This is a genomic window from Kitasatospora sp. NPDC101155 (assembly GCF_044768305.1).
In the GTDB taxonomy this organism is placed as follows: domain Bacteria; phylum Actinomycetota; class Actinomycetes; order Streptomycetales; family Streptomycetaceae; genus Kitasatospora.
The window spans coordinates 91,387-113,701 of sequence record NZ_JBIWPN010000006.1 but is presented as its reverse complement, the minus strand read 5'-3'; the positions used below and the strand labels follow the sequence as shown (position 1 = coordinate 113,701).

The following is a 22,315-nucleotide window of genomic DNA, read 5'->3' as shown; positions in this document are numbered from 1 at the left end:
AGCCGTGGTGAAGACCAGCCGGTGGCCGGGCCCGAAGGCGGGGTGTCGGCTAGCGGATCTGCTGGCGCAGGGCCGCGATGCCGCCCGGGTAGCGCTCCGGCGAGGAGGAGGGGCTCGCCTCGCGGGTGGCGGCGACCGGGCGGGCCGGGAAGTCCACCGGGACCTGCGCGGTCATCGGGACCAGGCCGCCGCGGCCGGTGGTGCCGCCGCCGATCGGGCTGACGGTGGTGCCGTGCTGGTCCTCGCCCTGGGCGAGGCCGCCGACGCCGCCGAGCGTCACCGCGGCGACCGAGAACGCGCCCGCGGCGGCGAAGACCAGTCGGCGGCCGCGCGCGGCGGAGCGGACGGCGGCCGGCAGCGGCCGGGCGGCGGTGCGGTCGGGGCCGACGGCGGATTCCGGACGGCCGGTGCGCCGACCCATCAGCGGCCGCAGCATCGAGCCGCGGCCGAAGGCGCGCGGGTCGACCCCGGGCACCGGGGTGTCGGCGCCGAGCGCGCCCGCGCCGAAGGAGGCGCCGGCGCCGCGGCCGAAGGAGCCACCGGTGAGCCGGCTGCCGCCGAGCGTGCCGGTGACGCCGAGCCCGCCACCGGGCAGGTCGTCGTCGTCGCGCCGACCGCCGCCCTGGCCCGGCCAGCCGCCGTCCGCCGGGCCGTCCTCGGGCAGGTTGCCGACGGCCATCAGCCGGGCCATCAACGAGGAGGAGGGGCCGGGGGTGTCGGTGCGGGTCAGCAGGTGCTTCACGGCGCGGCCCTCGTCGGCCTCGGCCAGGCACTGGGGGCAGGTGGCCAGGTGGGCCTGGACCCGCTCGCGCGAGTCGTGGCCGAGCTCGCCGTCCAGGAATCCGGACAGGCGCTCACCGAGGTGGTGTTCCTCGGCGGCGGGCTCGGCGGGGCGTACGGGCACGGCACGCAGCTCCGTGTCGCCCGGCAGCGGGACGGCGGTCGGCGGCGGCTCACCGGGGTCGTCACCGCCCCGGCGGCCCAGCGCCCAGCTCCGCCAGGTCTGGGGCCGGTCGGACGCCTCCGACCGTTCCGGACCGGACCGGCTGGCTCCGCTCACGATCGCCTCCGTCCGCGCCCGCCCGGTGTGGCCGCGGGCTCCGCGGCGACGGCGCCGACCGGCACCGGCTCCTCCGAGCCGCCGCGGCGCTCACGGCCGGGGACCTGGCCGGGGGCACGGTGCTTGAGCGCGGCGCGCAGGTGCGAGCGGCCGCGGTGGATGCGGCTGCGGACGGTGCCGAGCTTGACGCCCAGCGTGGCGGCGATCTCCTCGTAGGACAGGCCCTCGATGTCGCAGAGCACCACGGCGGCGCGGAACTCCGGGGCGAGGGTGTCCAGGGCGTGCTGCACGTCGGCGTCGAAGTGGGTGTCGCTGAAGTGCTGGGCCGGGCTGGGCTCGCGGGAGGCGAGCCGCTCGGCCGCGTCCTCGCCGAGCGCGTCGAAGCGGATGCGCTGGCGGCGGCGGACCATGTCCAGGAACAGGTTGGTGGTGATCCGGTGCAGCCAGCCCTCGAACGTGCCGGGGGTGTAGGTGGACAGCGAACGGAACACCCGGACGAAGACCTCCTGGGTGAGGTCCTCGGCGTCGTGCTGGTTGCCCGTCAGACGGTAGGCGAGGCGGTAGACGCGGGCGCTGTGAGCCTCGACGATCTCCTCCCAGGTGGGCGGAGTCCAGCTCTGCGCGTCGGGGCCCTCGGCGAAGGTCGCGAGGGCGGGGGCCTCGGTGGTACCGGCGGCCGGCGTCGCGGCGGCGGGCTGGTCCAGGTCGGAGTGCGCAGACTGGTTCATCACGGGCTTCGGCGTACGGGCCGACGCGGTGCCGCGGGAGTGCCGCCGCACGGGGACGTCGCCCTCGGCCACACCTCCTCGGTCGGCTCTTCTGCCCAGCAGGGCCACCACCATATCCACCTCACCCGTCAAGCCCGGATAAAAGTGCCCGGGAGGTCTCCCGCACCCGGTCCTCAGTGACAACGGCCCGCCGCCGTACGCGGTTCCCGCCCGGCCAGTAATCTGTGGCAGGAAATATCGACATCCCCCGGCACCGGGCCGCCACCCGGGGCTCCGAAAGAGGCAGCCATCAGCGAGTTCGGGCCCGCGCGCGCGGCCCTCGCCGACACCTACGTGGGCGAGGACGCGGTGCTGACCTACGCCCGGGCGCAGTCCGCGCGGACCGGGATACGGGCCATCGGGCCGAGCGGCGGGGCGTGCCTGCGGCTGCTGGCCGCCGCGCTGGACGCCAAGGCGGTGGCCGAGATCGGCACCGGCACAGGCGTGTCAGGCGTCTACCTGCTGCGCGGCATGCGGCCGGACGGCGTGCTCACCACGGTGGACTCCGAGCCGGTGCGCCAGCAGCTGGCCCGCGAGGCGTACCAGGCGGCCGGGTTCGCGGCCAACCGCTCGCGGTTCATACCGGGCCGGGCACTGGAGGTGCTGCCCCGGCTCGCCGACGGCCAGTACGACCTGGTGTTCTGCGACGGCGATCCGGCCGAGTCCCGGGAGTACCTGCTGGAGGCGCTGCGGCTGCTGCGGCCGGGCGGGATGGTCTGCTTCGAGGGGGTCTTCCAGGAGGGCCGGCTCGCCGAGCCGGAGCTTCAGGACCCGCAGACCGGCGCGGTGCGGGACCTGGTCCGGGACGTACGGGAGAGCGAGGCGCTGCTGCCCGCGCTGCTGCCGGTCTCGGACGGGCTGCTCTGCGCCGTCAAGCGGTAGGGGCCGCCCGCCCCGGAGACCGCGCGGGCCCGGGCCGACGTGACGTCGTACCCGGGCCCGGCAGTGCGTCTCCAGGAGACGGCGAGCACCCGCTGCGGTCAGCCGGTGACCTTCATGAGGGCATCGCCCAGGGCCTCGGCCTCGTCAGGCGTGAGCTCCACCACGAGGCGTCCGCCGCCTTCGAGCGGAACGCGCATGATGATGCCCCGCCCCTCTTTGGTGACTTCGAGCGGGCCGTCACCCGTCCGCGGCTTCATGGCCGCCATGCTCGTTCCCCTTCCTGCAACCGCTCAGCTACGCACCGGCAGTCCGTCCACCGCCGGTATCGAACGCATTGATCGGAAGCCATTATCCCGCATGCCACGGCCTGATGACCAACATCACTCTCGGTGCAACATCGGCCGGACCGACTCCAACCGCCGCAATTGGCGTCATAAGCCCCGGTGCGGCGGCGGTACCGGCACCACGGGAAGGTGCGATACCTCACACTCCCCAGTCCGGCCCGCGCTCCGGCATCCTGGCACGACCACCGACGCGACGATCGTTTAGGGAGCCCTCCCCCATGTCCGATTCCGTGCTGTACGAGCTGGACGGCGGCCTGGCCGTCATCACCATCAACCGCCCGGAGGCGATGAACGCCCTGGACGTCGCCACCAAGGTGGCGCTGCGCGACGCCGTGACCGAGGCGGCCGGGGACCAGGCGGTGCGGGCGGTGCTGCTGACCGGGGCCGGCGACCGGGCGTTCTGCGTCGGGCAGGACCTGAACGAGCACCTGGCGCTGCTGAAGCGGTTCGAGGAGACCGGCGAGGGCGCGCTGCGGACCGTCGCCGAGCACTACAACCCGCTGACCCGGGCGCTGGCCGGGATGCGCAAGCCGACCGTCGCCGCGGTCGGCGGGGTGGCGGCCGGCGCGGGCGCCTCGCTCGCCTTCGCCTGCGACTTCCGGATCATCTCCGACCGGGCCGGCTTCAACACCGCCTTCGCCGGGATCGGCCTGACCGCCGACTCGGGGGCGTCCTGGACGCTGCCCCGGCTGGTCGGACACGCCAAGGCAACCGAGCTGCTGATGCTGCCCCGCACGGTCAAGGCCGCCGAGGCGATGGAGCTGGGCCTGGCCACCAAGGTCGTGCCGGCCGAGGAACTCGCCGCCACCGCGCGGGTCTTCGCCCGCGAGCTGGCTGAGGGCCCGACCGTGGCCTACGGCGCCATCAAGGAGTCGCTGGCGTACGGCGCTTCGCACTCGCTGGACGAACTGCTCGACAAGGAGGACGAGCTGCAGACCCTGGCCGGCGAGAGCGAGGACCACCGGATCGCGGTGCGCGCCTTCATCGCCAAGGAGAAGCCGAAGTACGTCGGGCGCTGAGGCTCAGCGCCGCTTCCTCCCACCGGTGCGGACGTGGCAGTCCGCCAGGTGGTCGTCGACCAGACCGCAGGCCTGCATCAGGGCGTAGGCGGTGGTCGGGCCGACGAAGCGGAAGCCCGCCTTCTTCAGCGCCTTCGCCAGCGCCGTCGACTCGGGTGTGACGGCCGGCACCTCCGCCGGCGTGCGGGGGGCCGGCCGGTCCGGGTCGGCGGCGAACTGCCAGATCAGCGCGTCCAGGCCGCCGTCCAGGTCGCGGGCGACCCGGGCGTTGGCGATCGCCGCCTCGATCTTGGCCCGGTTGCGGATGATGCCGGTGTCGGCGAGCAGCCGCTCCTCGTCCGCCTCGCCGAACTCGGCGACCTCGGCGATCCGGAAGCCGGCGAACGCGGCCCGGAACCCCTCGCGGCGGCGCAGGATGGTCAGCCAGGACAGGCCGGACTGGAAGGCCTCCAGGCAAACCCGCTCGAACAGGGCGTCGTCGCCGTGCACCGGGCGGCCCCACTCGGTGTCGTGGTAGACGCGGTAGTCGTCCGTCGACTCGCCCCAGCCACAGCGGCGCAGGCCGTCCGCGCCGAGCACCGCGCCTTCGACGACCTCTGTCACTGCTGCGTCCCAGGCTTGGCGTCCTCGGGGGCCGGCTGCTCGGTGAGCGCGGCGGCGGGCTGGACCACCTTGGCGAACTCCTCCAGGCCCGGCAGCGGTTCGGCGCCCGGGTCCGGGGCGGTGGTGGCCTCGACCGCGCCGCGCAGGTGGGCGGCGGCCTCCAGTTCGGCGATCCGCGAGTCGCGGTAGGCGAGTTCGGCGCCGAGGCGGTCCAGGACGTCGTCCACCTCGTCCATCCGGTAGCCGCGCACGGCCATCGGCAGGCGCAGGTCGTCCACGTCCGTCCTGCTCAGCGGTCGGTCCTGCGGCAGCCGCGCGGCGATGCGGTCCGGCACCGCCTCCGGCATCGAGCCGCCCCCGCCCAGCGCCACCAGCGCGGCGCCGCCGACCACCACGGCCATGGCGACCACGATCACCCAGAACACGAGCTGTCCTCCCGAACTCCCGGCCGGTCCTCGATCAAGTGCCAGGGAACCAGACTGATCATGACAGCATGGTCCCTAGTGAGGCCGGGGGCCATCATCGCACCCGCAGGAGCTGTGGAGGAGACATCGGTGGCACTGCGCCTGGGACCGCGCGAATTCGGTGAGGACGAGCTGGTGATCATGGCGATCGTGAACCGGACGCCGGACTCGTTCTTCGACAAGGGCTCGACCTTCACCGACGAGGCCGCGTTCGCCGCCGCCGACCGCGCGATGGCCGAGGGCGCCGCGATCCTGGACATCGGCGGAGTGAAGGCCGGCCCCGGCGACGAGGTCACGGTCGAGGAGGAGCTGCGGCGCACCGTCCCCTTCGTGGCCGAGCTGCGCAAGCGCCACCCCGACGCGGTGATCAGCGTGGACACCTGGCGGCACGAGGTCGGCGAGGCGGTCTGCGAGGTCGGCGCGGACCTGCTGAACGACGCCTGGGGCGGGGTGGACCCGAAGCTCGCCGAGGTGGCCGCCCGGTACGACGCCGGGCTGGTGTGCACCCACGCGGGCGGCGCCGAGCCGCGCACCCGGCCGCACCGGATCGGGTACGAGGACGTGATGGCGGACATCCTGCGGGTGACCGTCGGGTTGGCCGAGCGGGCGGTGGGGCTGGGCGTCCGCCGGGACGCGGTGATCATCGACCCGGGGCACGACTTCGGCAAGAACACCCGGCACTCGCTGGAGGCCACCCGGCGGCTGCCGGAGATGACCGCGACCGGCTTCCCGGTGCTGGTCTCGCTCTCCAACAAGGACTTCGTCGGCGAGACCCTGGACCGGCCGGTGAACGAGCGGCTGCTCGGCACCCTGGCCACCACGGCGGTCTCGGCCTGGCTGGGCGCGCAGGTCTACCGGGTGCACCAGGTCGCGGAGACCCGCCAGGTGCTGGACATGGTCGCCTCGATCCGGGGCACCCGCCCCCCGGCGGTCGCCCGCCGGGGGCTGGCCTAGGTCTCCCGTTGGCGCTCGGCTCGCCTCCGGGGCGCTCGGACCCGGTGCCGACGTTCGTCACTCCGGCGCTCGTGCCTCGCTTGTCGCTCCTCGCTTTCGGCACCGGCGCGCCCCTTCGGCTCGCTCGCGGGCTCGCTCGCGCTAGATCTCGTTGGCGGGCCGGCGGGCGTCGGCGAGGATCTTCATGACCTCGTCGATCTCGTCGGTGATGTGGAACAGCTCCAGGTCGTGCGGGGCCGCCTTGCCCTGCGCGACCAGGGTGGTCTTCAGCCACTCGTAGAGGCCGCCCCAGTAGGCGCTGCCGTAGAGGATCACCGGGAAGCGGGTGACCTTCTTCGTCTGCACCAGGGTCAGCGCCTCGAACAGCTCGTCCAGCGTGCCGAGCCCGCCGGGCAGGACCACGAAGCCCTGGGCGTACTTCACGAACATCGTCTTGCGGACGAAGAAGTAACGGAAGTTCAGCCCGAGGTCGACGTACTCGTTGAGGCCCTGCTCGAAGGGCAGCTCGATGCCGAGCCCGACGCTCAGCCCACCGGCCTCGGAGGCGCCGCGGTTGGCGGCCTCCATCGCACCCGGGCCACCGCCGGTGATCACCGCGTAGCCGGCCTCGGCTAGGGCCCGGCCGATGGCCACCCCGGCCTCGTACTCGGGCGAGTCGACCGGGGTCCGGGCCGAGCCGAAGACGCTGATCGCGGGCGGGAGTTCGGCGAGGGCGCCGAAGCCCTCGACGAACTCGGAGGTGATCCGCAGCACCCGCCAGGGGTCGGTGTGCAGCCAGTCGGTGGGACCGGTGGTGTCCAGCAGGCGCTGGTCCGTGGTGCTCGTGCCGACCTGGTCCCGGCGCACCAGCACCGGGCCCTTCTGCTTCTCGGGCCAGGCCTTCTTCTTCCGCGGCACGCCGACCTGCTCGGGGCCGTGTCCGTAATGCTTGTCGTCTCCTGTGCCTGTCATGACGAAACCCTACGCCGACCCTCCCCCGTTTTCAGGCAACGGGAGAAGGTCGGTTGGGCAACCGGAAGATGGCCTTCAGCAGCTGATCGGATCAGTGGCCGAACGGGCCAGGTTCAGCTGGTCAGCCAGGCGCGCAGCCGGTCCTCGGTCTCGGCGATGGCACTCAGCGAGCAGTGCTCGTCCCGCTTGTGCGCGTAGTTCGGGTCGCCGGGGCCGTAGTTGACCGCCGGGACGCCGAGCGCGCTGAACCGGGCGACGTCGGTCCAGCCGAACTTGGCCCGGGCCTGGCCGCCGGTGGCCGCCAGGAAGGCCTGGGCGGCGGGCTGGGAAAGGCCGGGCAGCGCGCCCGCGGCGAAGTCGGTCACGGTCAGCTCGAAGCCGTCGAAGACCTCGCGCACGTGCTTCTCCGCCTCGGCCTCGCTGCGGTCCGGCGCGTAGCGGAAGTTGATCGTGATCACGCACTCGTCCGGGATGACGTTGCCGGCCACGCCGCCGTCGATCCGCACCGCGTTGAGTCCCTCGCGGTACTCCAGGCCGTCGATCTCCACCCGGCGCGGCTGGTACTGCGCGAGCCGGGTGAGCACCTCGGCGGCGCGGTGGATGGCGTTGTCGCCGAGCCAGCTGCGGGCCGCGTGGGCGCGCACGCCGGAGAGCCGGATCTGCGCCCGCAGGGTGCCCTGGCAGCCGCCCTCGACCACGGCGTCACTGGGCTCCATCAGCACCGCGAAGTCGGCGGCCAGCCACTCCGGACGGTCCTTGGCGAGGTGGCCGAGGCCGTTGCGGTGGGCCTCCACCTCCTCGCAGTCGTAGAACACGTAGGTGAGGTCGCGGTTGGGCTCGGTCAGGGTGGCGGCCAGGCGCAGCGCGACGGCCACGCCGGACTTCATGTCCGAGGTGCCGCAGCCGTAGAGCAGGTCCCCCTCGACGTACGAGGGCAGGTTGTCGGCGATCGGCACGGTGTCCAGGTGGCCGGCCAGGACGACGCGCTCGCCGCGGCCGAGGGTGGTGCGGGCGACCACGTTGTTGCCGTACCGGTCCACGGTGAGGTGCGGGTAGCCGCGCAGGGCGGCCTCCACGGCGTCGGCGAGCGCCTGCTCGTCGCCGCTCACCGAGGGGAAGTCGACGAGCCGGGCGGTCAGCGTGCCGCCGTCGAGAGTGAGGTCCAGGGGCGTCGGGTTCGGGCTGCTCATGGCGTCAGCCTATCCGCGTGGCCGTGCCGCCGATGTGGTCGTTCCGTGACACGGAAGGCACGTGGATCGGCAACCGGGATGCGCCGCACATCCGTCCGAGTAGGTACGGTGTCGGATCAAGAAGGCGGGCGCGAGAGGGGCGAGGGTGGCCAGGAGAAGGCGCGGCAAGGAGCTGGGCGAGGAGCTGGGCGATGAAGTGGCGCCCCGCCGCCGCGGTCCGGTGCGCGCGCTGCTGCTCGTGCTGGTCGGGCTGCTCGGCCTGGCGTTGGTCGCGGGCCTGGCGGTGGTCGGGATCTGGTGGTTCGGGTTCCGGCCGGGCGTCTCCGAGGAGTGCTCGGTGAAGACCGCGGCCGGCAGCGGGACGCTGGAGCTGCCGCAGGCCTCCAACGCGGCGACGATCGCCGCGGTGGCGCGGTCACGCGGGCTGCCGGACCGGGCGACGGCGATCTCGCTGGCGACCGCCATGCAGGAGTCCAAGCTGCGCAACCTCGCGGGCGGTGACCGGGACTCGATCGGCCTGTTCCAGCAGCGGCCGTCGATGGGCTGGGGCACCCCGACGCAGATCGCGGACCCGGTGTACGCGACCAACAAGTTCCTGGACGGCCTGGTCAAGGTGCCCGGCTACACCCGGATGCCGCTGACCGACGCGGCGCAGGCGGTGCAGAAGAGCGGCTACCCGCAGGCGTACGCCAAGCACGAGACCAAGGCGACCCTGCTGACCTCGGCGCTGGCCGGGCGCGAGCCGGCCTCCTTCACCTGCGTGGTGCACGACTACGCCAAGCCGGACCCGGCCGACTCGCCGTCGCCGACCGCGGGTGCCTCGGCCACCCCGGTCGCCCTGCCGGACCGTGCCCAGGTGCTGTCCGACCGGGTGCGCCGGGAGTTCGGCCGCACCGTCACACCGGCCACCGGCTACACCTCGACGATCAAGGGCGCCGAGAACGCGGTCTCGCTGACCCCGGACCCGGCGACCGCGGCGCTGACCTCCTCGGCGGACGCCGGCGGCGACGCCGGGGCGAGCGCGGAGCGGACCAGCGGCTGGGAGGTGGCCCACTGGGCGGTCGCGCAGGCCCAGCAGCTGGGCATCGCGACGGTCGCCTACGACGGGAAGATCTGGCGCAAGACCAAGTCCGAGGACGGCTGGCAGGCCCAGACCTCGGGGACGTCGACCAAGCTCGTTCAGGTCACCCTGGCCCCGTACGACAAGAGCTGACGCACAGACGTACGGGTTGCCGCCGGACGGGTGATTTCGGTCAACTCCGGTGGACCGGCCGCCCGTTCCGGCGAACCCGGGTGGAGAACCGTCACTTCCCTTGGCCGGGGCCGATCCGACGGGGTGCGGCGGGGTCCGGTGGACCCCGCCGCTGTGGTCATACGATCCGATGGTCGGCTTGGAACTTTCCTTGCCCCGGCCGAAACCTTCTGGCTTCTCAAGCGGTAACAACCTCGTCCGCCCGGTCCCGTCCAGGCCCGGTCGTCCACCCGGCGGACGGGACGGACCCAGACCCCTTCGAGGAGCCCCATGTCTCACCCCCTCACGCGCCGGATCGCCCAGGCCGCGCTCATCGTGGCCGCCGGAGCGACCCCGCTGGTCGCGGCCGGCTCCGCGTCCGCCCTGGGCGGGGACGCCCTGCTTCCCAAGAGCGACCTCGCGGCGCCGCTGGGCCAGCTGACCAACACCGACACCGGTTCCACCCTGCAGCACACCACCCACCAGCTCGGCCAGGCGGCCGGCACCACCGGCGCGGCCACCGTCGCCGCGGGCGTGCCGGCCTCCGCCGATGCCGCCGGCGGCATCGTCGCCCACCAGCTCCCCGAGGCGAACGAGAAGGCCAGCTCGCTGACCGCCCCGGTCGACCAGACCGCCGCCACCACCGGCCAGCTCTCCGCCATCACCCCGAAGGTCGCCTCGGCGCTGGCCGGCAAGCTCGGCGAGGCCGTCACCGGCAAGGGCACGGGCACCCGCAGCGCCAACGCCGGCACCGGCCCGGTCGGCGAGCTCGGCCAGGCGGGCGCCGTCGCCCAGGCCCTGCCCGGCACCGACAAGCTCTCCAGCGCCGTCCCCGGCCCCAACGCCGTCACCGACGCGCTGCCGCTCGGCTCGGTGCAGCGCGCGCTGCCGGTCGGCTCGGTCGAGCACGCCCTGCCCGGCGGCCTGCCCGGCACCGACGTCCTGGGCCTCGCGGAGCACGGCTCGGCCAACCGCCTCGGCGGCGCCGACCTCGGCCCGCACAACCCGCTCTCCGGCCTGACCGGCGCGCTCGGCCCGGTGGGCGGCCTGCTGGGCGGCGTCAACGGCGGCAGCATCAGCGGCCTGCCGCTGTAGTCCGCGGTGGTTCCCGGTAGCCCCCGGTAGTCCGCACAGGCCGAAGGGGCCGGCGTTCCCGCTCGGAACACCGGCCCCTTCGACGTGTCGTCAGCGCGCCGCGGTCAGCCGCTCGACGGCCGCGGCGACCCGCTCGTCGGTCGCGGTGAAGGCCACCCGGACGAAGCGCTCGCCGGCCGGGCCGTAGAAGTCGCCGGGCGCCACCAGGATGCCCAGAGCGGCCAGTTCGGCCACGGTCTCCCAGCACGGGCGGTCCTGGGTCGCCCACAGGTAGAGGCTCGCCTCGGAGTGCTCGACGCGGAAGCCGTACGCCTCCAGCGCCGCCCGCAGCGCCGAGCGCCGGGACGCGTACCGCTCCCGCTGCTCGGCCACGTGGGCGTCGTCCGCCAGCGCCGCGATCGTCGCCGCCTGGACCGGCGCCGGCACGATCATGCCGCCGTGCTTGCGCACCTCCAGCAGCTCCTTGACCACCACCGGGTCGCCCGCCACGAAGGAGGCGCGGTAGCCGGCCAGGTTGGAGCGCTTGGAGAGCGAGTGGACGGCCAGCAGGCCCTCGTGCTGCGTTCCGTCGTCAGGGCCGCCGCAGACGTCCGGGTGCAGGACGGAGACCGGGTCGGCCTCCCAGCCCAGCTCCAGGTAGCACTCGTCGCTGACCAGCAGCGCCCGGTGCTCCCGGGCCCACTCGACGGCGCGGCGCAGCTCGTCCCCGCCGAGCACCCGGCCGGTCGGGTTGGACGGCGAGTTCACCCAGAGCAGGCGCACCCGGGAGCCGTCCAGCTCGTCCACCGAGTCGTACTCGACCGGCTCGGCGCCGCACAGCCGGGCACCGACCTCGTAGGTCGGGTAGGCCAGCCGCGGATAGGCGACCTGGTCGCCCGGGCCGAGGCCGAGCTGGGTCGGCAGCCAGGCCACCAGCTCCTTGGAGCCGACGGTCGGCAGGACGGCCTGCGGGCCGATCTCGGCGCCACAGCGGCGGTGCAGCCAGCCGGCGATCGCCTCGCGCAGCTCCAGGGGGCCCCAGACGGTCGGGTAGCCCGGCGTGTCGGTGTGGGCGGCCAGCGCCTTCTGGATCACCTCGGGGACCGGGTCGACGGGGGTGCCGACGGAGAAGTCGCAGAGGCCGCCCGGGTGGGCGAGGGCGGTGGCTTTGCAGGGCTCCAGCTTGTCCCAGGGGAAGACGGGCAGCCGGTCGGAAACGCGGCGCGCCGCCCCCGGGTGGCCCGGGAACGGCGCGCGCGTGCTGTTCGTGCTCACAGCTCAGTAGCCACCGATCGTCAGTGGTCGGCGTTCTGCGGCGGCAGAGCGGCGATGAACGGGTGGTCCCGCTCGATCAGGCCGAGCTTCGAGGCGCCACCGGGCGAGCCCAGGTCGTCGAAGAACTCGACGTTCGCCTTGTAGTAGTCCTTCCACTCCTCCGGAGTGTCATCCTCGTAGAAGATCGCCTCGACCGGGCAGACCGGCTCACAAGCACCACAGTCGACACACTCATCCGGGTGGATGTAGAGGGAACGGCTGCCCTCGTAGATGCAGTCAACCGGGCACTCTTCGATGCACGCCTTGTCCTTCACGTCGACACAAGGCTGCGCGATGACGTAGGTCACGCTGTCGTTCCTCCTCGGAAGGGCCCTGGCGGCCCGTTCTGTTCTGCTCGCGTGCGCGGTGAGCGCGGCGTCGTCGATGCCCGCCCCTAGTATCGCGGGTCGGAGACCGCAAATGCACAGGAGGTGGCCGGATCATGACTCGGGACCCGCTGGACAGCCGCCCGGAAGTCCGGATAGATCGCTCTGACGTGGGACGACGCGTGTCCGTACGACGGGTGTCCGAGTTCGTGGACGACCGTCCGGTGTTCCGCGATGTGATCGGGGTGCTCACATCGTGGGACGATCATGGGCTCACCGTAGCACCGCGCTCGGGCGAGCCGGTCTCCTTCCCGGAGAAACTGCTGGTCGCGGGCAAGGCCGTCCCGCTGTTCCCGGCCCGGCGCGTGCCGCAGCCGGCCGCCACGCCCGTCGAGCTGCAGCGGATCGCCGGGCGCGGCTGGCCCGGGGTCGAGCAGGAGGCGCTCGGCGAGTGGACCCTGCGGGCCGCGTCCGGGTTCACCCAGCGGGCCAACTCCGTCCAGGCGCTCGGCGAGCCGGGGCTGCCGCTGCCGGAGGCGCTGGCCGCCGTCCGGGACTGGTACGCGGCACGCGGCCTGCCCGCGCTGGTCGAGGTGGTCACCCCCGGGACGACGGACGAACTGCGGGCGCTGCTGGGCCCACTGCGCTCGCCAACCCTGGTGCGCACGGCCCCGCTGGCCGGGGTGGCCCGGGCCGGCGCCGGGCACGACCGGGTCCGGCTCTCGCGGACCGCGGACGCGGACTGGATGTCGCTGTACGGGCGGCTGAGCGAGGACCCGGCGGTGTGGGAGGCGGCCCGGCGGGTGCTGCACGGCGGCCCGTCGGTCTGGTTCGCCACCGTGCCGGGCGCCCCCGGACAACCGCCGCTGGCGATCGGACGCTGCGTCATCGACGGGCCCTGGGCCTGCCTCGGCGCGATCGAGGTCCAGCCGTACGCCCGGCGGGCCGGGCTGGCGACGGCGGTCATGGCCGTGCTCGCCGCCCGGGCGGCCGAGGAGGGGGCGAGCGGCGCGCACCTGCAGGTCGAGGCCGGGAACGGCGGTGCGATCGCGCTCTATGACGGACTCGGCTTCACTACCAGTCACACTTACCACTACGCACCCCTGCCCCAGGGGTAGCCCCCCGACCGCTACGTCCCCGTTTGTCCGCTTGTCCGTCCGTCGCACGAAGGCCGTCGTCGTCACCGTGACCGAGCAGAGCAGAGACCGCTTCCGGACCGCCGCCCGCACCGAGCAGCCCGACCCGGTGCTGCTCTGCCTGCTCGCCGCCGCCGAGCACGCCCCGGTCCTCGACCCGGGCGACGTCGGCGAGCCGCCCGGCGTCGACGCCCTGCTCGCCGCCTGCGAGGCCGCGCTGGACCGGCACGCGGCCGCCGTGCGGCTCGCCGTCGCCGAGCGCTCGCCCTCCGGCCCGGAGGAGACCGCCGCCCTGCTCGCCGCCGTCCTCGGCGGGCGGGAGCGGTTCCACGGGCGGATGTCCGACTACAGGCGGCTGGAGTCCTCGCTGCTGCCGGACGTGCTGCGGCGCCGGCGCGGACTGCCGATCATGCTCTCGCTGGTGTGGACGGCGGTCGGACGGCGGGCCGGGCTCACCGTCCACGGCATCGGGCTGCCCGGCCACTTCATCGTCGCGGTCGGCGGCCCGGCCGGCGGCGAGGACTACGTGCTCGCCGACCCCTTCCACGGCGGCCGGCTGCTCGACCCGGCCGACGTCGAACAACTGGTCGCCACCGCCGGGCACGAGTTCACCCCCGACCTGCTCACCCCCGCCCAGCCGCTGGACATCGTGCTGCGGGTGCTCGGCAACATCCGGGCCTGGGCCGCCGACCGGCCCGAGCACGCCCGCACCCAGCTGTGGGCCACCGAACTCGCCCTACTGCTCCCCCGGCACCCGGCCCAGCTCCGGCTGGAACGGGCCGAACTCCTGGTGCGGACGGGGGACTTCCTCGGCGGCTCGGCGGAGATGGACGCCTACGCGCAGATCCTGGACGCCTTCGACCCGGACACCGCCGCCAAGGTCCGCCAGGAGGCCAGGGCGGCCCGGCACCGGCTCAACTGACCGTCCGCGGGGTTACAGCCAGCCCTTCTCCCGGGCGATCCGGACCGCCTCGGTGCGGTTGCGGGCCTCGGTCTTCTGGATCGCCATCGACAGGTAGTTGCGGACCGTCCCCTCCGACAGGTGCAGCCGCTTGGCGATGTCCGCGTTCACCGCGCCGTCGGCGGCCGCCCCCAGCACGTCCCGCTCGCGCGCGGTCAGCGGGTTGGCGCCCTCGGCCAGTGCGGCCGCCGCCAGCGCCGGGTCGATCACCCGCTCGCCGCGCAGCACCCGGCGGATCGCCTCGGCGAGCTCGGAGGCGGGCGCGTCCTTCACCAGGAAGGCGTCCGCGCCGTACTCCATCGCCCGGCGCAGATAGCCGGGGCGGCCGAAGGTCGTCGCGATCACCACCTTCGTCCGCGGCGCCCTGCGGTGCAGCTCGGCGGCCGCCTCGATGCCCGTCATGCCCGGCATCTCGATGTCCAGCACGGCGACCTGCACGTCGTTCGCCAGCACCGCCTCCACCACCTCGTCCCCGCGGCCCACCTGCGCGACGACGTCGATGTCCCCCTCCAGCCCGAGCAGCGCCGCCAGCGCCTCGCGGACCATGCCCTGGTCCTCGGCGAGCAGCACGCGGATCGAGAGGCTGTTCTCTGTGTTACCCATGGTCAAGACCTTAGAGGGAGGCTTGAGTTCCCTGTAGGGGGGAGACGCCGAGGTGGACCGCCCGGTATTCGGGTGGTTCACCGAGGCCCTGCGCAGCAGACTGGCCGGATGCCGACCCTGGAGCTCCTCCGCCCCGACCACGCCGACGCCCTGCTCGCCTTCGAACGCGCCAACCGGGCCTGGTTCGCCCGCACCGTCCCCGACCGGGGCGACGCCTACTTCGCCGAGTTCCCGGCCCGCCACGCCGCCCTCCTCGCCGAACAGGCCGAGGGCACCTGCCGGTTCCACGTCATCCTGGACGCCGACGGCGCTCTGATCGGCCGGATCAACCTGGTGGACCTCTCGGGCGGCACCGCCGACCTCGGCTACCGCATCGCCGAGTCGGCGGCCGGCCGAGGCCTCGCGAAGGCCGCCGTCGCCGAGGCCTGCCGCCTCGCCGCCACCGCGTACGGCCTGCACGCGCTGAACGCCGCCACCACCCTGGACAACCCGGCCTCCCAGGCCGTTCTCACCCACAACGGGTTCGCGGTCACCGGAGAGATCCTCCTCGGTGACCGCCCCGCCCTGCGTTATCACCGCGACCTGGACCGGCCGGGGCCGGCATGATGGCGGCTATGACGATCTACCGAAAGGCCGATGCCGCGTAAGCGGCCCGGCGCGCTGCGCGCGCACCCTGATCCCGCCCGCCGTTGGGAGACCGCCCCGCCGGTCCGGATTCACGGGCTCTCGACCTCGACCGGCCTCGCCGTCCATCGATACGAGCACCTGGACAGGTCGTACTACGTGTTTCCAGGCGCGACCGAAAGAGCCCTGCGGCGGTACCGGCAGTTCCTGAGCCCTCCCGGCACCCGCCCGCGCTATCCGAGGGCGCTTCACTGCACCTGCCGCGGCTGCTCGTTCGACGACGTACGGCACGCCCGCGACGTTCTGGACGAGGTGCTGGGAGCTCTTCCGCCACGGCCGCGCGGCGAACTCGTCCGGCTCCTGCTCCCCATGGATGCGGCCTACCTCCGCCGTACCCTTCCCGATCCCTTCGCCGACCGCCTCGGGCCGGGCCCCTGGTGGTACCGCCGCCTCGGCGAGCGGTGGGAGTGCGGGAGCTGAGCGCAGTGGGAAGTCGGCCGGGCCGACTTCCCACACCGCACCGGGCGGCTACTCCGGTTCTCCATGGCACGCACCAGTGCGACGAAGCCACGTCCTACCAGGGGTTACAGCCAGCGCTGGGCGGCCTCGACGCTGTCGGCGCCGCTGGTGTTGAAGGCGATGGCGGCCTGCGGGGCGTGGCGGTGGACGAGGTTGACGACGAGTTCGAAGAACGGCAGCGCCGGCTCCGGCTTGCGGATGCCGCCGCCGATGACCACGACGTCCCAGTCCCGGTCGGTGAGGGCAGCGGTGATCGCGGGCTCGGCGGTCCCGTCGGGGGCGACCAGGGTCATCGCCGCGTCGAGGCCGTGGTCGGCGAAGCGGTCGAGTTCGGCGTCGAGGACGGCCCGCATGCCGTCGCCGTCCATGCCGGGGACGGTGTGCGGGTCGAAACCGAGGATGAGGACGGTGGACATGCCCAACAGAACGATCAGTCCACCCGGTCGGGTTCCCCGACTGCCGTCCGGCTAGCGGGCCTTGGAGGGCGCGGAAGGCGCGGAGGGTTCGGAGGGCTCGGACGGCGCGGCCGTCGTCCGCAGCGGCACCGAGGCCCGCAGCCGGAAGCCCTTCCCGCGCTCCCCCGGCCCGGTCTCCAGCCGCCCGCCGACCAGCGCGAGGCGCTCCTCCAGCCCGGAGAGCCCGTTGCCCGCCTGGGACTTGCCCGGCCCGCGCCCGTCGTCGGCGATCTCCAGGACGGCGTAGCGCTCGCCGCTCGCCTCCCAGCTCTCGTCCGCCGTCACGGTGCAGACGGTGGCGCCCTCGCCGTGCCGGACGATGTTGGTGACGGCCTCGCGCAGCGCCCAGGCCAGCGCGCCCGCCTCCTCGGTGGCCAGCGACGGCCAGGCGTCCACCAGCTCCGGCGCGACCTCCAGCCGGACCTGCGCGGCGGACAGGGCGGTCCGGGCGGCGGCCAGCTCGACCGGCAGGGTCGGGCGGCGGAAGCCGGTGACCGCCTCGCGCACGTCGATCAGCGACTGTCGGGCGACCTGCTCGATGTCGGCGACCTGCGCCCGCGCCGCCTCGTCCTTGCCGGCGTCCATGAACCGGCCGGCCAGCTCGCTCTTCAGGGTGATCAGCGAGAGCGAGTGCCCGAGCAGGTCGTGCAGGTCGCGGGCGAGCCGCAGCCGCTCCTCGGAGGCGGCCAGGTGGGCGACGGCCGCCCGGGCCTCGCGCAGCTCCTTCATGGTGGCGACCAGCCGCTGCAGGCCGGCCATCGCGACGCCGGAGAGGAAGGCGGTGAGGGCGAAGGTCGTGATGTTGTCCGTGTCGGCGTGGGTGAGCAGGCCGACCCCGGCGGTGAGCGCGGCCATGCCGCCGAGCGCGCGCAGCACGTAGCGCGCCGGTGTGATGATCGCGACGCACACTGCGGCGTAGATGAACAGGGTCAGAAAGGCGGTGCCGAGGACGAAGGAGGCGGCGACCGCGAGCACGATCATCGCCGCGACGATCGCCTGACAGGCCCGGAGCCTCATCTCGGCCTGCGAGCGGAAGATCACCAGCAGGACGTAGGCGGCCACGAACCCCGCCAGGCAGCACCAGCCGAGCACCCGCCCGGCCGGGCTGTGGTCCCCGTTCAGCAGGTTGCCCGCCGGGTAGGCCAGGTAGAGCATCCACAGCAGCATCCAGGCGACCTTGACCAGCAGCTGGCGCCTGGTCTCCACGGGGGAGCCGGGGACATTCATGAACGACGCACGTGCCAGGCCCACCTGCATGTGGGCGTCGGAAGGGCGGGCCTGACGCGTGTCATCCATGGAGATCATCATGCCTGGCGGGTGTCACGCCGGTACAGCGCGGCGGCGGCGGTGACGAACACCACGAGGAAGGCAGCCAGCCCGGCGACGGCGACCGTGTCCAGGGAGTGCCCGGGCTGGGTGAAGGCGGCCAGCTTGTTGTACAGGTACACCGGGTTGAACCGGGCGTACTTCTCCAGCGAGCCGCTCACCGGGAACCAGGTGCCGCCGAAGAGCGACATCAGCATGTACGTGATCATCACGATGGTCTGCACCGAGTCCGGCGCCGCCGCGTAGCCGAGCGCCACCCCGAGCGCGGCGAAGACGAAGCTGCCCAGCCACAGCGCGGCCGCCAGCCCGATCCACTGCGTCGCGCTCAGCGAGACGCCCTGGGTCGCGCCGACCGCGAAGACCACCAGGATCGCCGGCAGCGTGGTCACCGCGCTCGCGCCGATCTTGCCGAGGGTGTACGCCCGGCCCGGCAGCGCGGTCAGCCGCAGCTGGCGCGTCCAGCCGCTCTTGCGCTCCAGCGAGATCCGCTGCGCGCTGCCGGAGAGCACCGCGCCGACCGCGCCGAAGGTGGCCATCGAGACCATGAAGTAGGTCTTCACCGGCAGGCCGCCGGCCAGCTTGTCGGAGCTGTAGGCGTGGATGAAGAAGAAGTACATCAGCGCCGGGTAGGCGATGGTGAAGAGCAGGTAGCGCCGGTTGCGGAGGGTCCGCAGGACCTCCAGCTTGATCAGGGTGGTCATCGCACGCTCTCCTTCTCGGCGTCGGCCTCGCGGTCCAGCTCGCCCGTGATGGTCAGGAAGGCCTGCTCCAGGCCCAGGCCGGCGACCTCCAGCCCGCGCGGGTACAGGCCCGCCCGGTAGATCCCGGCCACGCTCGCGTCGGCGTCCGCGGTGCGGATCCGCACCGTCCGCACCCCCGGGACGCGGGCGGTGACGTCCAGCGACTGCACGCCCGGCAGGGAGCGCAGCACGGCCTCCTCGAACTCGCCGTCCGTGTCGTGGAGTTCGAAGGCGATCCGGCGCGCCCCGGCGCGCGCCTTGATCTCCGCGGAGCTGCCGTCGACGATCAGCCTGCCCCGGTGCAGCACCAGGACGCGGTCGGCGATCGAGTCGGCCTCCTCCAGGTAGTGGGTGGCGAACAGCACCGTGCGCCCGGCGTCGGCCTGTGCCCGCATGCTCGCCCAGAACCCCTGCCGGACGCTGACGTCCATGCCGGTGGTGGGCTCGTCGAGCACGATCAGGTCGTTGTCGCCCGCGATCGCCAGGGCGAAGCGGACCCGCTGCTCCTGGCCGCCGGACAGCTTGTCGACCCGGCGGTCGGCGATCTCGGTGATCCCGGCGTCGGTCAGTACCCCCGTGACCGACCGACCGCTCGGGTGCACCTTGCAGGCGAGCTCGACCAGCTCGCGGACCTTGACGTCGGTCATCAGCCCGCCGCTCTGCAGCATCGCGCCGACCCGGCCGGCCGCGATCGCCTCCCGCGGGGTGCCACCGAACAGCGTCACGCTGCCCTGGTCGGGCTCGCGCAGGCCGAGCAGCAGGTCCAGGCTGGTGGACTTCCCGGCGCCGTTCGGGCCGAGCAGGGCGACGGTCTCGCCCGGCCGCAGCACCAGATCCAGCCCGTCCACGGCGCGGACCCGCCCGTAGCTCTTGCCGACGCCGCGGAAGGCGGCCACCTCGGTAACCATCGCCCGGCTCCTCTCCCCTGACGGGTGTCCTGTGCGGCGCTGTCCGCACCACCTCAGAGTCCCGCGCGGGCGGGTGCCGGCGGCAGTGTCGGCCGTCGTGCTTTCGGTATGACGGATGTCATGCCGACGGCCGGTACCCCCATCACCCCAATGGGGCACTACCGGGTACCGGCCGCGAACAGGCTGGCCAGGGGGTTCTACAGGCCCAGCGCGCGCTTCACGAAGTCGACCTGGAGCAGCAGCAGGTTCTCCGCGACCTCCTCCTGCGGGGTCATGTGGGTGACACCTGACAGCGGCAGCACGGTGTGCGGGCGGCCGGCGGCCAGCAGCGCCGAGGAGAGCCGCAGGGTGTGGGCGGCCACCACGTTGTCGTCCGCGAGACCGTGGATGATCATCAGCGGCCGCTCCAGCCCGGCCGCGTAGCCGTTCAGCGAGTTCGCCTCGTACACGTCGGGCCGCTCGGCCGGGTGGCCCAGGTAGCGCTCGGTGTAGTGGGTGTCGTACAGCTCCCAGTCGGTGACCGGCGCCCCGGCGACCGCCGCGTGGAACACGTCCGGGCGGCGCAGCACGGCGAGCGCGGAGAGGTAGCCGCCGTACGACCAGCCGCGGATGGCGACCCGGTCGAGGTCGAGCGGGAACTCCCCGGCGAGCGCCTGGAGCGCGTCCACCTGGTCGTCCAGGGTGGCCCCGGCGAAGTCGAAGGCGATGGACTTCTCCCAGGCCGGACCGCGCCCGGGGGTGCCGCGACCGTCGGCGACGACCACCGCGAAGCCCTGGTCGGCGAACCACTGCGAGTTGAGGTGCGGGTTGTGGGCCTGGACGACGCGCTGGCCGTGCGGGCCGCCGTACGGGTCCATCAGGACGGGCAGCAGGCCGTCGTGCTCGCGGTCGTAGCCGGTGGGCAGGAAGACGGCGGCCGGGATGCGGCGCTCGCCGGCGAAGCGGAAGACCGGGCGGGCGGTGATGACCGGGGTCTCGGCGTAGGAGGCGATGACCGCGACGTCGTCGACCACCACGCCCTCCGGCAGGTCGCGGGCGACCTGCACCAGGGAGCCCGGCAGGTCGGGCTCGGCGGTGGCCCGGACCGTGATGCCGCCGGCGTGCACCGCGCTGGTGACGGAGGTGAACGGACGGCCGTTGGAGGACTCCCACGCGAGCCGCTTGCCGTCGTGGCTGATCCGGCCGACGGCGATCCAGCCGGGCTCGGGGTCGGTCTCCTCGGCGCCGCCGGAGGCGGTGAAGAACACCTCCTCCTCGGTCACGGTGACGACCGACCTGATGTGCAGGTCGGCCCCGGTGACGGCCTGGTCGCCGACCACCAGCGCGCGCGCTCCTCCCTCGTCGGAGATCCGGACCAGCTTGCCGTCCGGGGTCCAGGCCGGGACGCCCGGGAAGGCCTCCAGCCAGGCCTCGTCGCGCTCCTCGAACAGCAGGTCGGTGGCGCCGGTGACCACGTCCAGGCCGAGGATCCGCTGCGCGCGCTGGTCGCGGGACTCGACCAGCAGCAGCGGCACCCCGCCCTTGGACCAGTGCACCCGGGCCAGGTACGGGAAGGCCTCGCGGTCCCAGGACACCTCGGTGCGCCCGCCGTGCAGGTCGAGCACCCAGAGGCCGACCTCGGCGTTGGCGGTGCCGGCCGCAGGGTAGGCGACCTCGGCGGGCTCGCGGTCCGGGTTGGCCGGGTCGGCGATCCACCAGCGGCGCACCGGGCTGTCGTCGGCGCGCTCGACCAGCAGCCGGTCGCTCTCCGGGGACCACCAGAAGCCGCGGTCGCGGTCCATCTCCTCCTGCGCGATGAACTCGGCCTGACCCCAGGTGACGTTGGGGCCGTCCGGCTCGGCGAGCGCCCGGTCGCCGCTGCCGTCGGTACGGGTCAGCCGCAGCTCGCCGGTGGTGTTGGCGTAGGCGACGTGCGCGCCGTCCGGGGAGAGCCGCGGGTCCAGCAGCGGGCCCCGGGCGGGCAGTTCGGCGGTGGCGCCGGTGGCCAGGTCGGCGGTGAACAGCCGGCCGGACAGGGCGAAGGCGGCGAGCTTCCCGTCCGCGTCCAGGGCGTAGCCGACGACGCCGGCCGAGCCCTCGCGGCTGCGCTCGCGGCGGGCCTTCTCGGCCGGCGAGAGGTCCTCCTCGCCGCCGCCGAGCAGGACGGCCGGGTCGGCGGCGATCCGCTCCTCGCCGGTGGCGGTGTCGAGGGTCCAGAGCAGGTTGGCCCGGTCTCTGCCGGAGCGTGAGCGCAGGAAGACGACCCGCGAGCCGTCCGGTGCGACGGAGAAGGAGCGGGGCGCGCCGACGGTGTAGCGCAGGGTCCGCGCGTACTGCCGGGGGAAGGTGTCCGCAGGGGTGTGGGAGGTCATGGCACCAGACCCTACGACGGCGGACTCCCACGACAGGGTGACTGGTGATCACTCGTTCGGAGCATCGTCGCGAAGTACCCCCCAAAGAGCTCCAAACCCCCTCCGACCGGCCCACGCGCCGCACGAGTGCCCCGACGCCCCGGCGTGCACGGACTCACCGAATGTAATGCTCCCCTTACCCATCGGGTATGACTGGTCGGGCGAGTGATCGTCGGGTCCGTCCCGGCCCCGGTCACCCGGCCCCGATTCCCGTACGGTCCCACCGCCGGCCCTCCCCAGGGGTCGGCACCCGAGAAGGGGGATGAGCCGACATGGCCATGAACATCTCCGCAGTCGCGCTGATGCTGACGATCGTGGTGGTGCTGGTCCGCCGCTCCGACCTGAAGCCGACGCACGCCGTCGTCTGCGCGCTGCTCGGCTTCTACCTGGCCTCCAGCTCGATCGCCCCGTCGATCACCCAGGTCACCACCAACCTCGCCAGCATGCTCAACGGCCTGAAGCTCTGACCCGTAG

At 73.6% G+C, this 22,315-nt stretch carries 24 protein-coding genes; 9 read left to right on the top strand and 15 right to left on the bottom strand.

The genetic code is table 11. The features are described 5' to 3' along the window. Positions 1 to 49: 49 nt before the first annotated feature. Positions 50 to 1,060 carry a zf-HC2 domain-containing protein gene (locus ACIRYZ_RS11360; protein WP_402942243.1) on the bottom strand — a complete coding sequence of 337 codons (1,011 nt, stop codon included), beginning with the start codon at positions 1,058 to 1,060 and terminating at the stop codon, positions 50 to 52. After that, entirely contained in the window at positions 1,057 to 1,788 is a 732-nt protein-coding gene (sigE, locus tag ACIRYZ_RS11355) for an RNA polymerase sigma factor SigE (RefSeq protein WP_402942658.1), read from the bottom strand. The genes ACIRYZ_RS11360 and sigE overlap by 4 nt, the downstream gene beginning before the upstream one ends. 288 nt (positions 1,789 to 2,076) lie before the next feature. On the opposite strand from sigE, the gene ACIRYZ_RS11350 reads away from it, so the two are divergent. Next, positions 2,077 to 2,709, top strand: coding sequence for an O-methyltransferase (locus tag ACIRYZ_RS11350; protein WP_380615729.1), 633 nt, complete (start codon positions 2,077 to 2,079; stop codon positions 2,707 to 2,709). A 98-nt stretch (positions 2,710 to 2,807) separates the two neighbouring features. On the opposite strand, the gene ACIRYZ_RS11345 is transcribed toward ACIRYZ_RS11350, so the two are convergent. Beyond that, positions 2,808 to 2,975: a DUF3117 domain-containing protein gene (locus tag ACIRYZ_RS11345; RefSeq protein WP_270144370.1), complete on the bottom strand. Its 168-nt coding sequence runs from the start codon at positions 2,973 to 2,975 to the stop codon at positions 2,808 to 2,810. A gap of 296 nt (positions 2,976 to 3,271) precedes the next feature. On the opposite strand from ACIRYZ_RS11345, the gene ACIRYZ_RS11340 reads away from it, so the two are divergent. Then, the gene (locus tag ACIRYZ_RS11340) at positions 3,272 to 4,072 is read left to right on the top strand and encodes an enoyl-CoA hydratase-related protein (RefSeq protein ID WP_402942241.1); all 801 of its coding nucleotides are present in this window, start codon (positions 3,272 to 3,274) and stop codon (positions 4,070 to 4,072) included. A 3-nt stretch (positions 4,073 to 4,075) separates the two neighbouring features. Here the strand turns inward: ACIRYZ_RS11340 and ACIRYZ_RS11335 are convergent, their stop codons facing one another. Continuing rightward, positions 4,076 to 4,675, bottom strand: coding sequence for a DNA-3-methyladenine glycosylase I (locus tag ACIRYZ_RS11335; protein WP_402942240.1), 600 nt, complete (start codon positions 4,673 to 4,675; stop codon positions 4,076 to 4,078). After that, positions 4,672 to 5,100: a DivIVA domain-containing protein gene (locus ACIRYZ_RS11330; RefSeq protein ID WP_402942238.1), complete on the bottom strand. Its 429-nt coding sequence runs from the start codon at positions 5,098 to 5,100 to the stop codon at positions 4,672 to 4,674. Before ACIRYZ_RS11330 ends, ACIRYZ_RS11335 begins: the two co-directional genes overlap by 4 nt. A gap of 180 nt (positions 5,101 to 5,280) precedes the next feature. On the opposite strand from ACIRYZ_RS11330, the gene folP reads away from it, so the two are divergent. Continuing rightward, a complete protein-coding gene (gene folP, locus ACIRYZ_RS11325; protein WP_393025184.1) occupies positions 5,281 to 6,093 on the top strand; it encodes a dihydropteroate synthase in 813 nt (270 codons plus the stop codon). Positions 6,094 to 6,234: 141 nt separating this feature from the next. On the opposite strand, the gene ACIRYZ_RS11320 is transcribed toward folP, so the two are convergent. Together ACIRYZ_RS11320 and dapE are read right to left on the bottom strand one after the other, a co-directional pair. Further along, entirely contained in the window at positions 6,235 to 7,044 is an 810-nt protein-coding gene (locus ACIRYZ_RS11320; RefSeq protein WP_402942237.1) for a TIGR00730 family Rossman fold protein, read from the bottom strand. A 113-nt stretch (positions 7,045 to 7,157) separates the two neighbouring features. After that, positions 7,158 to 8,234: a succinyl-diaminopimelate desuccinylase gene (dapE, locus tag ACIRYZ_RS11315; protein WP_393024773.1), complete on the bottom strand. Its 1,077-nt coding sequence runs from the start codon at positions 8,232 to 8,234 to the stop codon at positions 7,158 to 7,160. Between the two features lie 145 nt (positions 8,235 to 8,379). Here dapE and ACIRYZ_RS11310 point away from each other — a divergent pair, with 145 nt between their 5' ends. Together ACIRYZ_RS11310 and ACIRYZ_RS11305 are read left to right on the top strand one after the other, a co-directional pair. After that, positions 8,380 to 9,447 carry a hypothetical protein gene (locus ACIRYZ_RS11310; RefSeq protein WP_402942235.1) on the top strand — a complete coding sequence of 356 codons (1,068 nt, stop codon included), beginning with the start codon at positions 8,380 to 8,382 and terminating at the stop codon, positions 9,445 to 9,447. A 309-nt stretch (positions 9,448 to 9,756) separates the two neighbouring features. Next, the gene (locus ACIRYZ_RS11305; protein WP_402942233.1) at positions 9,757 to 10,560 is read left to right on the top strand and encodes a hypothetical protein; all 804 of its coding nucleotides are present in this window, start codon (positions 9,757 to 9,759) and stop codon (positions 10,558 to 10,560) included. 90 nt (positions 10,561 to 10,650) lie between these two features. Here ACIRYZ_RS11305 and dapC read toward each other — a convergent pair whose 3' ends face one another. Together dapC and fdxA are read right to left on the bottom strand one after the other, a co-directional pair. Beyond that, positions 10,651 to 11,814, bottom strand: a complete 1,164-nt coding sequence (dapC, locus tag ACIRYZ_RS11300) for a succinyldiaminopimelate transaminase (protein ID WP_402942231.1) — start codon at positions 11,812 to 11,814, stop codon at positions 10,651 to 10,653. 20 nt (positions 11,815 to 11,834) lie between these two features. Beyond that, a complete protein-coding gene (gene fdxA, locus ACIRYZ_RS11295; RefSeq protein WP_350511846.1) occupies positions 11,835 to 12,161 on the bottom strand; it encodes a ferredoxin in 327 nt (108 codons plus the stop codon). 200 nt (positions 12,162 to 12,361) lie between these two features. Here fdxA and ACIRYZ_RS11290 point away from each other — a divergent pair, with 200 nt between their 5' ends. Beyond that, on the top strand, positions 12,362 to 13,297 hold the full coding sequence (locus ACIRYZ_RS11290) for a GNAT family N-acetyltransferase (RefSeq protein ID WP_402942229.1): 936 nt from the start codon (positions 12,362 to 12,364) through the stop codon (positions 13,295 to 13,297). A gap of 31 nt (positions 13,298 to 13,328) precedes the next feature. After that, positions 13,329 to 14,237 (top strand): transglutaminase family protein, encoded by a 909-nt coding sequence (locus ACIRYZ_RS11285; RefSeq protein WP_402942227.1) that lies wholly within the window; start codon positions 13,329 to 13,331, stop codon positions 14,235 to 14,237. A 12-nt stretch (positions 14,238 to 14,249) separates the two neighbouring features. On the opposite strand, the gene ACIRYZ_RS11280 is transcribed toward ACIRYZ_RS11285, so the two are convergent. Continuing rightward, the gene (locus tag ACIRYZ_RS11280; RefSeq protein ID WP_402942225.1) at positions 14,250 to 14,879 is read right to left on the bottom strand and encodes a response regulator transcription factor; all 630 of its coding nucleotides are present in this window, start codon (positions 14,877 to 14,879) and stop codon (positions 14,250 to 14,252) included. Positions 14,880 to 14,987: 108 nt separating this feature from the next. On the opposite strand from ACIRYZ_RS11280, the gene ACIRYZ_RS11275 reads away from it, so the two are divergent. Beyond that, entirely contained in the window at positions 14,988 to 15,485 is a 498-nt protein-coding gene (locus tag ACIRYZ_RS11275; protein WP_402942223.1) for a GNAT family N-acetyltransferase, read from the top strand. A 602-nt stretch (positions 15,486 to 16,087) separates the two neighbouring features. Here the strand turns inward: ACIRYZ_RS11275 and ACIRYZ_RS11270 are convergent. The 5 genes from ACIRYZ_RS11270 to ACIRYZ_RS11250 form a co-directional block, all read right to left on the bottom strand. Beyond that, positions 16,088 to 16,438, bottom strand: coding sequence for a hypothetical protein (locus tag ACIRYZ_RS11270; protein ID WP_402942221.1), 351 nt, complete (start codon positions 16,436 to 16,438; stop codon positions 16,088 to 16,090). Between the two features lie 51 nt (positions 16,439 to 16,489). Then, positions 16,490 to 17,773 (bottom strand): sensor histidine kinase, encoded by a 1,284-nt coding sequence (locus ACIRYZ_RS11265; RefSeq protein WP_402942219.1) that lies wholly within the window; start codon positions 17,771 to 17,773, stop codon positions 16,490 to 16,492. Between the two features lie 8 nt (positions 17,774 to 17,781). Next, positions 17,782 to 18,504, bottom strand: a complete 723-nt coding sequence (locus ACIRYZ_RS11260; protein WP_402942217.1) for an ABC transporter permease — start codon at positions 18,502 to 18,504, stop codon at positions 17,782 to 17,784. Continuing rightward, a complete protein-coding gene (locus ACIRYZ_RS11255) occupies positions 18,501 to 19,451 on the bottom strand; it encodes an ABC transporter ATP-binding protein (protein WP_402942215.1) in 951 nt (316 codons plus the stop codon). The genes ACIRYZ_RS11260 and ACIRYZ_RS11255 overlap by 4 nt, the downstream gene beginning before the upstream one ends. 197 nt (positions 19,452 to 19,648) lie before the next feature. Continuing rightward, on the bottom strand, positions 19,649 to 21,802 hold the full coding sequence (locus ACIRYZ_RS11250; protein ID WP_402942213.1) for a prolyl oligopeptidase family serine peptidase: 2,154 nt from the start codon (positions 21,800 to 21,802) through the stop codon (positions 19,649 to 19,651). A gap of 311 nt (positions 21,803 to 22,113) precedes the next feature. Between ACIRYZ_RS11250 and ACIRYZ_RS11245 the strand changes: the two genes are divergently transcribed. Continuing rightward, on the top strand, positions 22,114 to 22,308 hold the full coding sequence (locus ACIRYZ_RS11245; protein WP_402942211.1) for a DUF2304 domain-containing protein: 195 nt from the start codon (positions 22,114 to 22,116) through the stop codon (positions 22,306 to 22,308). Positions 22,309 to 22,315: the final 7 nt, after the last annotated feature.